Here is a 10,977-nt window from a genome sequence, read left to right on the forward strand (position 1 = left end):
ATGTACCGAATTTCGAAAGTAGTCGAGGCTTAACGAGGCGTGTCGGAATGGATAGAGCCTTGCAACAACAAGGCATAGAAGGCAAAGGAACTGAACTCATTGCGAATTGGAGAACACTAGAAACGGCTTATATCGAGGAATTAGCAAAAGAACATATTCCTGATTTTGAAAGGGCCAATGTAGGGTCTCACAAGTACATGAAAGTCCGTCAATACAAGGAATATGCAGAAACAAAATCATTTGTTGAAAATCAAGTACAAGAAAAAGAAACGCAATTACAAGTTGTTGATCATCATTTGAAAGATGCTGAAGAAAAAGCAACAGAATTACAGATGGTGAAAAAGCGTTTGGAAAGTGATGTCGTTGATAAGTACAAAGAATTAGAGATAGTGAAGCAAAAAGTGGGAAGTGGAAGTGAAAAGCTGCAGTTGATTGGCCAACGTTATGTAGAGTTAGAAAAAAGAGTAAAACAAAAGCAAGAAGAATTAAATCGTGTTGCGGATCAAGTACCAAATGAACCTGTTAAAATTCCATTTTTGCGTAAAGAAGTAATAACAGAAGTACAGGATAAGATGTTTGGAAAAGCTGAAATCACGAAGAAACAGACAAGAAATTATGTGTTATCACCAGAACAATATCAAGAATTAACAAAACAAGTGAATGCAGCAGTTACTATCAAAAAGGATTACGAACGTTTGAGAAAAACAGATTTTGTGAAAGAGTATCAAAGTTTACGAATGACTGCAGAGAGTTGGATGGAAGAGAATAGGACATTGAAACAAGAAAAAAGTCAGTTGCAAAAAGAAGTGGGGACGTTAAAGACTGAAATAAGGTCTTTAAAAGCTCATATAAGAGATTTACAGTCAAATATAAAGGTTTTATATCAAGAAACAAAAAAAGTCTTTAAAGAGCAATTTAAGACGTTTAGAACGATTATTAAAAATGAATTGGATAATAAGGGAATAGATAATCAATTTGAACGTGAGCATAAGAGGGGAATGAGTAAACATCGAGGATTTGATATGGAAAGATAAAAAAAGTGGGGAAACTTTGTTTGATAATTCTTTAAGAGAATATGTGTGATAAAATAAAAAACAAGCCATGTTCCAGCATGGCTTGTTTCAAAGGGTATTCAATGAAAATACCTAAAATTCAATGTCTGGTTATAGATTATCATAATTGGAGTGATAGTCCAATAGAAAAAAACAGGTATTTTTGTTGATTCCCTCAATCAAAGGAGGAATTGACAAAATGAAAGAAGAGACTGAACAAACTTTAGGACAAGCTTTAAACCAAGCTAATGTTAATGCTAGAAAAAGAGATTTTGAGAAAGATGTAAACCAAAGAGATCAAGCTGAAGAATTTAAAAAATCTCTTTTACAACAGTTAAAAGAATTAACTGGAGAAGATCATTATGTTGGAACTAATAAAGATCCATTTTCTGGAGAGCCGTTTAATCAAGTAATGCATAGAAATTTAGATTTATTGAATTGTATTGGTTATTTAACTCAAGCGGAAGAAAGCTTTTTATTTAGAATTCAAGCCTATCTAGAATTTAGAAGTAATGTGATTATCTGTAGAGATGATAAATTTAAAAAGAAACGAAAAAACATTGGTGAAGATGATTTTGAATTGCCGAAGGCTGCAACAGTTTCCCAAATTGCTGAAATGATAGGGAAATCAAGACAAAAAACATCTGTTATCATGAATTCGTTAAAGAAAAAAGAAATTTTACTTAATCCAGAAGGCGCAGGGCAAATTATTGAAAATGGTCGTACTGTAAGTCCTAGAACATGGATTGTAAATCCTTACATAATGATTTGTGCGCCTCGAAAAAATGAAGTGAAACTTGATAAATTGACAATGAGATTGTTTCAACATTCTTTGAAAAATCTTAAAGATCAAAACGGTAAAAAAGTAAAGTTACCAGTTAGATTTTTTTAGACTGTATCAAATTGATACAGTCTTTTTTTACTTATATGTATTTTTTTAGGTGTCACGAAAAGGTGACAAAAAAGACTAAAAGTGTCACGAAAAGGTGACACCCTAAAAAGTCCATCAACCCCAGTTATACCAAGGGATTTACACGTTTTTTATAGATGCTTTCTATTATCACTATTATTAAAAGCTAAAAGTTCCGCAAGGAACGGGTCGTATTTTTGAGAAACCCATTCAAAAATCTCCACCCTTTTCGCTTTGCTCCATCCTTGCAAAACTTTTTTCGGCTCGTTTGCTTTTCTGGCCAAGCCGAAGGACAAAAAGCAATGCAATGGTTCTCGACTTGGACTAGCAAGTATACGAGCCGAACCGCTAGATCATTCGTCCCAGATTTACTCTTATCCGCTATAACGCTACGTTTCAAACCGTGGGGTCTCGCCCCCACACGACGAGCCAACACTCCAAACAAAAAGCAAAGAAAAATCAAAAAGATAAGATCAAAAGAAAAAACAAAAAACTATATGACATTAAAAATGCGAGTGTTGATTTCACTAAACCGAACAGACCAAAAATAAGAGGGGGGGTCTTAGTTTATTCAAAAAAATGATTTAAATTAATGTAAATTATAGACAAATGAGTTTAAATTAAGTATTTTTTATATAGGTATTTTTATATAGATATTTTTATAAATGTAAATTATTTTTGGAGGTATTATATTTTATGTATTGTTCTAATTGTGGAGAAAATATTGATAAAAACGCCTCAATTTGTCCTCATTGTGGTGTAGCTCAAAAATCAATATTAAATGATAGAGGCGGATTTGGTTGGGGATTTTTAGGTTGTTGTGTTCCTATTGTAGGTTTGATTTTATTTTTGGTGTGGAGAGATGAAAAACCGAAAACAGCAAAGGCTGCTGGTATAGGCGCGTTAATTCCTGTAGGACTTTTTGTTGCATTTTATGGCATTTTATTTTTAATAGGATTAGCTACATATCCTAGTTAAATGTTATTTATTAATAAATGGTTGCCCATAGTATTTGGGTGTCATCAAAATAAAAATAGGTCTTTTCACTATCATAATCATTATTTCCCTTTATGTGCCAGATGTACGGGAGAGTTAATAGGACTATTTTTAGGGATAGTTTTGTATTTTTATTTTCAATTTCCTTATTTTATTTATATATTAGGAATGATTCCTTTAATAATAGATGGAGGACTTCAACTTTTGACGTCTTATCAAAGTAATAATATTAAAAGAGTTATTACAGGGACCGTTTTTGGAATATGTTTAATTACGTTATTTATAAAATCATGTATTTTTGTTTACTTATTAGGAAAAAATAGTTCTTTTTAAGGGAATTCTGTAACAATTTTTGATACCTTGAATAGGGGTACCGTCAGCATTTCGAAAAAACATACTAACCAAAAACAATAAGCTGTCCATATGGACAGCTTATTTACATAATTTTCGTTATTGGAAGTCAATACATCTAATGCTATTTTTCTTTATGCTCATTGTATATAACAGTAAGATTTCGCTTGTACCCATCGACACCGGTCCAGTTAGCGTATGCTTTTGGGGTATTGGTTAATAAAAGTTGGTTTAAGGTTTCTCTCTTTTCTAGAGAAGAAGCTACTTTTATGTTCAGATGTTCCAAATATCGCAACATAACCTTAATTTGATCTTTTGTTACTAAATTACCATGACCAGGAACTATTTTTTGAATATCCATTTCGTCAACTTTAGATAAATTATCAATAAATTGCTGGGAACTAAAAATAGGAGGATGTAAATTGTCTAACACTAGGTCACCCATAAATGCAATTCTTTCCTGTGGTAAGTACAGAAAAGCATCACTTGGAGTATGTCCCCCTCCATAACAATATAACTCAACTGTTCGGCAAGTTCCATGAATGACAAGCTTATCTTCAAAGGTCAGATTAGGAAGTACAATTCGTAATTCAGATAGTGATTCGTTTACTTTTGACATTTCCTTATACTGATTGTTAAGACTGGCAAGTAAGATTGGATCGCTTTCAGTTATCATTTTTTGTTCCAATTGATTCAAATATAGGTGCATGTCTATTTGTTCCTTATTTAAATCCTGAATAATGTTTTTCTGTGCATGTAAGTCTCTTGTGATGGAAGTTGAAATGATTATTACATCTTCAAAAATTTGATTACCAAAAGTGTGATCTCCATGATAATGGCTATTAAAAACATATTTGATTTCTTTTTGAGTAATTTCCTCTGCTACTTTTCGTAAATCCTTAGCGGCTTTAGGAGTTGTGAATGTGTCAAATATAAGGACTCCATTTCCTAAATCAATGAAACCCGCATTACCCATTGCTCCCTCACCTTTCTTAGCAATTGCGGCATATATACCTTCAGAAAGTTTTTCTATTGAAAAATAGGAAGACGTTTCTTTAATAATTTTCATAGTTAATCACCTCTAAATACTCTCATTTATACTTGTTTTCTTAAGTTTCCTCATTTCTCTGTGTTATTCCTTTTTATCCCGTTTTATTATGTGATTTAATTAAAAAATGTAAAAAGTGCATTGTATACTCTATGCATGCTCGGTTAACATAACGTCCTATTATCGGTAGCAAGGAAAAAGCGAAATCTATTGATATAACTAGGATTTCGCTTTTTCCTTTTCTATGACTCTATGCATATTTTTATACATTGTTGATGTAGCGGGGATTTCAGGGATTCTTGTTATTTTGTTTTTTATCTTTTTTTGTATAAAATCTTGTATAAATAAAAAAAGATTTTGATGCTATTATCGAGAAGTAATGAGTATTCAATGTTAAAATCGAAAGGTATTTCGAAATCAATTCGTTTTTAAAATCGGTTGTGAAATCAGTTGTAAGTGAATTCCGATTTTGATTAAAATGTTGATTTAATCATGTTTATGAGTGGAAAAACGTGTTCCGTTTTTATAGGAGGAATGAAAAATGGAATTAAAATCGGAAATGTATACACCGAAAATTGTTGCAGATCGTTTAGGGGTGACTCCCGATTTGCTAAAGGTATGGTCAAACGAATTTAATATACAAACGGAGCGAAGCCAGGGAGGGCATCGCAGATATTCAAAGGAAAATATAGAGGAATTAAAAGCTATAAAAGAAAAAATACAGGTGCAAAAATGGTCTTATGATCAAGTTCGAGCATGGCGAAACGGAGAACTTGATTTGTTTGTTTCAAAAGAAGAAAAATCGGAATTAGAAAAGAAATTGGATGCAGTATTAGAAAATCAGCAATTACAAAATCAGTTCAATCAAGCATTGGTTCAAAAATTACAGGAGATTACGAATGAATTGGTTACGACAAAAGAGCATTTGGCTAATACTGAGAGAAAATTAACTGAAGTAGAAGGTAAAAACAGTGAATTAGAAGTTTTTATAGAAAAGAAGTTAGAGAAACGGGATCAGTTATTGCTTGAAAATATTAGAGATATGCAGAAGCAAAATCAGAAACAAAAACGGAAAGGTTTTTTCGGTTTGTTTAAAAGTTAAATGTGATAGCAATTTTTTATATGGTTCTAATGTCGGAAAAAGAAGAATAGAAATATAGCATACATATAATAAGGGAATGCAGTATAAATCAGTTTACAAGCATTCCCTTGCTATAATTATTTTATAAAGTGATTTGAACTAGTTTTATTGTCCTTGCTTAAAATAGCAAGGGCTTATTTTAATTGGATTCTTTGTATGTTTCTATTAGAAATACAATGTTAGTTGAGGCTAAATTGATGGCATATTCAATAAAGTATGGTTTCACTTGAGTTGGTGCAGAACTTTGTTCATGAACACTTACAAAAAATTAGCAATTTCGGCAATCAATAACCCATTTTTTGTGAATGTTATGACGGACTAGAACAGCAACCTTGTGATTACCCCTTTTAGAGTACAAGGTATTAACTTAAATGTGCCTAAAATGTGTCTAAAATTAGATTAATATGAAAAAAATGTATTATTTTTATCTTCTTACATATTGAATTTTTGGTTAATTTTGATTATTATTGAAATATAAGGAAGAGAAAGGAGGAATTTCCATATGAAACTTACAATGAAAATTAAAAAAGTTGCTCAAAACGAAAACAAATCACTATGTTTCGCGGTTTGCTAATATTTCAAGAAAAAAGAAGGTGATTAATTAATTACCTTCTTTTTTCTTGAAATATTATAGTAAGATTGTGGGGGTTATTTATGCAATTAAAGAAAGGTTTAGATTTTAGAGGATACCCTAATAAAAATGAAATAATTTATTATGATGGGGAAGGACGTAGTATAGAAGTTAATAATTTTGATGTTTTTTGGTCTTTATTTAAAATTCTTGAGAATGATTTTCCTGAAACCTTAGATGATAAGTTAAATGAATGGAAAAAGGAAAATAATATTGAAGATGAAGAATTAGCTAGTATATTAGATTTTTTAAAAGAGAATAGTCTTGTTTATGATAAAGTAGTTCAAGAACCAAAATATGAAGAATTTAATTTAAGGAATTTTAATTTTTTTAGTAATCATGATAAAAGTGCTCATTCTAATTTTTTTGTTGAGAAATTAAAAAAAATGAAAGTACTTATTATTGGGGTTGGAACAATTGGATCTACTCTAGCGGTGACTCTTTCAAAATTGGGAGTAGGGGAAATATATTTAGTTGATTCTGATGTTGTTCAAATTAAAAATATTAGAGCTCAAGTTGTTTTTAGTCCACAAGATATTAATATCCCTAAAGTAGATGTAGTAAAAAAATATATTGAACAAATTGATCCTTATACTAATGTTCAAGTTTTCAAAAAGTCTATAAATATGATTCAAGATATAAAGGATTTAAAAATAGAAGGTCTTGATTATATATTTGGTTCTTTTGATAATGTTACAGAACAATTGCATAAGGATATTATAAATTATTCAGATGCTAATAATATTAAATATTTATCGATGGGATATTTAAATGATAGTATTAGTATATTAACATTAAGTAAAAAAAATAATGGATTATCTAAAATAGGGAATAGTTATCGTGATCATTATACACCGTACTTGATAAGAGAAAATCGTGGAACAATTATACAAAGTTTAGCAGCTTCTATCATAGTAAGTAAAATTATTTTTGATGACTTAATTTATGGAATAGAAAGTATAAATAATGATTATGTATTTAATTTTAAACAATTTACTATTACACCTTATGGAGATAATGAAAATAATGAATTTTTAAAGAGTTTAGAAAGATTTATTTCACTAGATCCTGAAATTTTACATCAAAAATTGTTAAATATAAAAGATTTAATTGTTAAATCTAATAATAGAGTAATACCAAAAATATTGGAGATTGAACTTTTATCGTTGTATCAAGTTTTTGATTTGTTAATTGTTATGGATGAATTGACTAATTTAAATCTTGAAGAAACGTATGAACAATTTATTGAGATTATAGACTATCTAGATAACGAAGAGGATAGTGAGTATAATCATAAAGAATCTTTAAATCAAGAGTATTTTTCAATAATGAAAAATTTAAAAGTTCCATATAATGGGGGACAAATTCAAATTCATGAAGCATTAAAGATTCTTAATAATGTTGAGGATATAGAAGAAAGAATTCTTCTTCAAAGGAATATATATTCTTCTACTTTTAAGGTTGGTGAAGATATTTTAAAAATATTTAACCTTAGTAAGGAAAATTATTTAAAGAGTGATCTTAAGGAGTATTTTGAAAATGTTATTGGTATGTCTCAGCAAAGCCTAAGTTTTTTTGAAAAAAGCATTGAAAGTTCTTTCAATCAATTAATAAAGAGAACAGCTTCTTTAATTTCTCCTACTTCTGAAACTATTGGTGATTTTTTATCATTGAATCAAGATATTGGTATTTTAAATGGGATTGATGATGCGAAAAATATTATTCTTAAAAGTTTAGAATTACTTGAAGAACCTTATAATTTTATTAAACATATTAATGATTTATTTGATAAAAATCATATTAAAGTATTGAATATAAGTGAAGTTAATAAAAATGTATATTTTCCTCAAGTGAAAGAAAATAGGATTATATTGAATTTCCATGATAATTCAGATAGTCTTTTTATTTTATGTCATGAATTAGGACATTCCTATTTTAATTTGTGTTATGAAAATTCTTATTTTGATGATAGTACACAAATTGTAAATGAAATTTTAGCATATTATTTTGAATTAATTTGTTTAAATTCTATACTCGATAATCCAGATATTACTGATGAGATGAAAGGGAAAATATCTTATCAGTATGTTAAAAGAGTTCATGAAATTGTTTTGTCTACTTATGGGGTGCATTTATTTGAACAAAGTTTAGTTAATAAAATGAAGGAAAACGGTAAAATAGATCTTAATGATGTTATTGAAATTAGAAAACAGTATGATCATCATGAATATTTTCAGGGGATTAAATTTTCAAATCAGGAAAATGGATATTTAAATTCACTTTTAAAGTCTTCATTTGTACTTGAATATGGAGACCATATAATGCCTCCAATTTCTTATTTAATAGCAAATCATCTTTTTAACATTTATGGATCTTCAAATGAAATTATAATTAGAGAGGCTTTGGTTCAAAAGAATTTTCGTCTTGAGGAATTTTTATCTTATTTATTTCCTGAAGATAATCTTGAAGAGTTAATGAATTCTTCTATTATAAATTTATTTAAATTATTAGAGCAATTAGAATCGAATTTTTATATATATAATTCCATAAGATGAAAAAAGAGTGAAATAAAAAGATGCTTGATTTATTAAAGCATCTTTTTATTTTTTTTCATTAGTTAATAAGAATATAATTTTTAAATGTTAATTTCTATTTAGAAGAAACTTTCTCAAAAAGATAATTGTTTGGTTCTATGTTTAAGTAAGAAGGGAGTTTTCTTAATTGTGGGTATGTTATCCAATAAATTGATACAAAAGCTAGTGCAATTCCGCCTGATAAGAATACATAACCACTACCAATAATTTTAGCTAAAAATCCTCCGACTAATGCCCCAATTGGTAGAAATAATCCTGCAATACTAGCGATAACAGAAAAGACTCTACCCAACATAGATTCAGGAATCATTGCTTGAAACATAGAAAAAATAAAGACATTTATTATACCTAAAGTGATATTAGCAATTCCAAATAATATAACTGATAGTAATGGAATCTCAATTAAATAGGATAATATCCATATTATTGAAGATGATATAGTGGAACATATAAATACGATACCAACAGGTAGATGTTTTATTTTAGTTGCTATTAAAGATCCAATTAACATTCCAATAGATAAAGATGCTATATAATATCCATAATATGCATTTCCACCTTTTAATGTTGAATATTCTGGCAAAACAGCATTTAACATTCCAAATAGACCGTTTGCTATAACTATCGGAAATAAAAATTTTGGTATAAAGGAGTTTTTAATGAATATAATTCCTTCTCTTAAATCTTTTTTATATGTATTAATACTTTCTTTAAAATTTTCATTTTGTAGGTTCTTTTTATCATCATTTAATAATTTGATTTTTGCAAATAATATTGCAGCTATTAGAAAAGTAAAACCATCTATTAAGTAAATATTAATAGCACCTAAATAAATAATAAGTAAACCAGATAGACCAGTTAAAATGAAATCAGTTCCTTGATAAGCAAAATTCATTAAGGCGTTACCATCTGCTAATTCCTTTTGTTTTAGTATTTTAGGTATTAATGATGTTTGAGCTGGATAAGAAAACTGACTGGCACATACAGCTAAAAACATTACAATAATAATTAACCATACATTTAAAAAATTAAAGTAATTACCTATAGGGATTAATAAAATAAGAAAACATTCTATTAGTTGAGTTATAACAACGATATATTTTAAACGCCATTTATCTATTAGTGGTCCAACTAAAAACTGAAATATTTGGGGGATAAATGTGATTGCAGAAGCAATTCCACTATACATGGGGTTTTTTGTTAAATCATAAACTAGCCACATTGCTGTAACTGCATATATACTATCTCCTAAATTAGTAATTAATCTTCCGAAGAAAAGATAAAAAAAGTTTTTATTATGTAATATATTCAACATTTACATCAACCTTTCCGAATTTTATGATACTTTTATATTCTATCATGTTTCATTTCAATTTTTTAAAAAAATAAGTAAAATATTACATATAATGGTAGTTTGGTGTTTATTATGCGATTATTACTTTTATAGGGGTTCCGCCACATGCTCATCAAGTTAAGTGTTTTTTCTTTTTTTTAGATTTAGTGTAAGTTCTTTAAGGGGTCCTGACGACAAAACGCGAAAACTATACGCTAAGGGACTTTTCAACAGTTAAAACTACAAATTCTTTACTCTAAGGACGATTTTACCGAAAATGCACGTTATTGGTGATTACAAACCATGATTTAATTACAAAGGGCTAGTGCTGAAATAGATAAGAGGTAGTTGCATGGTATGTGTCAACGGTACCGGACTGAACCCGAAAGGGTGCGGGAGGATAAGGAGTTGATACACTCACTATGCAACCCTCTTGGTTTGTCAAAACGTTAATCGTTTTGGCCTGCCAACCGGCGAGGGAGCCCCTCAAGGATTGAGGGGGTGGGGAGTTGGATGAATTGGGGTCTGGGGAAGAGTTCCCCAGTGGGTTTGGGCAACGCCCAAGGTTTTGTTTTCCATGCTAAGCATGGTTCGGCAAAGCCGACAAGCGTCGCAGACCCCTATCGATTTTGATGCGTTATCGTCAAAATACGTATAGGGTTACGTTAATTGACTCCATTTCGTCGCTTTGCTAGACTTATGGTATCAATTAATCTAGGGGAAGTGGTGGCACTTTATGTTGTTCTCTATCTCATTTAATCAATCTCACCAAAGTTCGTTGAGTCATAATAACAGGGAAAACATTCATGGGAATCCTGGCATCGATCCATCCAGGTTAGACGAGAATATCTACTTTGTTCAAAAGGACATTCGAAGTGTATACGAGGATGTTTTTCAAGAAGCGGTGAACAAGTACAATGA

8 protein-coding genes and 1 pseudogene are annotated in these 10,977 nt (G+C 29.7%); 7 read left to right on the forward strand and 2 right to left on the reverse strand.

The window, feature by feature from the left end:
* The 4 genes from PLX19_RS25480 to PLX19_RS26300 form a co-directional block, all read left to right on the forward strand.
* A partial coding sequence (locus PLX19_RS25480; RefSeq protein ID WP_272191729.1) for a mobilization protein occupies nucleotides 1-1,034 on the forward strand: 1,034 nt, incomplete at its 5' end.
* Between the two features lie 217 nt (nucleotides 1,035-1,251).
* The gene (locus tag PLX19_RS25485) at nucleotides 1,252-1,944 is read left to right on the forward strand and encodes a Rep protein (protein ID WP_272191730.1); all 693 of its coding nucleotides are present in this window, start codon (nucleotides 1,252-1,254) and stop codon (nucleotides 1,942-1,944) included.
* Nucleotides 1,945-2,658: 714 nt separating this feature from the next.
* The gene (locus PLX19_RS25490; protein ID WP_272191732.1) at nucleotides 2,659-2,940 is read left to right on the forward strand and encodes a zinc ribbon domain-containing protein; all 282 of its coding nucleotides are present in this window, start codon (nucleotides 2,659-2,661) and stop codon (nucleotides 2,938-2,940) included.
* A complete protein-coding gene (locus PLX19_RS26300; protein WP_442869105.1) occupies nucleotides 2,941-3,291 on the forward strand; it encodes a DUF2085 domain-containing protein in 351 nt (116 codons plus the stop codon).
* A 142-nt stretch (nucleotides 3,292-3,433) separates the two neighbouring features.
* Here the strand turns inward: PLX19_RS26300 and PLX19_RS25495 are convergent, their stop codons facing one another.
* On the reverse strand, nucleotides 3,434-4,378 hold the full coding sequence (locus PLX19_RS25495; RefSeq protein ID WP_272191733.1) for an MBL fold metallo-hydrolase: 945 nt from the start codon (nucleotides 4,376-4,378) through the stop codon (nucleotides 3,434-3,436).
* A 520-nt stretch (nucleotides 4,379-4,898) separates the two neighbouring features.
* On the opposite strand from PLX19_RS25495, the gene PLX19_RS25500 reads away from it, so the two are divergent.
* Both PLX19_RS25500 and PLX19_RS25505 read left to right on the forward strand, forming a co-directional pair.
* Nucleotides 4,899-5,459 (forward strand): MerR family transcriptional regulator, encoded by a 561-nt coding sequence (locus PLX19_RS25500; protein ID WP_272191734.1) that lies wholly within the window; start codon nucleotides 4,899-4,901, stop codon nucleotides 5,457-5,459.
* 693 nt (nucleotides 5,460-6,152) lie between these two features.
* Nucleotides 6,153-8,684, forward strand: a complete 2,532-nt coding sequence (locus tag PLX19_RS25505) for a ThiF family adenylyltransferase (protein WP_272191735.1) — start codon at nucleotides 6,153-6,155, stop codon at nucleotides 8,682-8,684.
* Nucleotides 8,685-8,778: 94 nt separating this feature from the next.
* Here the strand turns inward: PLX19_RS25505 and PLX19_RS25510 are convergent, their stop codons facing one another.
* On the reverse strand, nucleotides 8,779-10,038 hold the full coding sequence (locus tag PLX19_RS25510) for an MFS transporter (protein ID WP_272191737.1): 1,260 nt from the start codon (nucleotides 10,036-10,038) through the stop codon (nucleotides 8,779-8,781).
* A 754-nt stretch (nucleotides 10,039-10,792) separates the two neighbouring features.
* On the opposite strand from PLX19_RS25510, the pseudogene PLX19_RS25515 reads away from it, so the two are divergent.
* Nucleotides 10,793-10,977 (forward strand): annotated as a pseudogene (locus PLX19_RS25515) (plasmid recombination protein); the annotation flags it as partial.

Source organism: Bacillus sp. BP-3 (assembly GCF_028401955.1).
In the GTDB taxonomy this organism is placed as follows: Bacteria; Bacillota; Bacilli; order Bacillales; family Bacillaceae_G; genus Bacillus_A.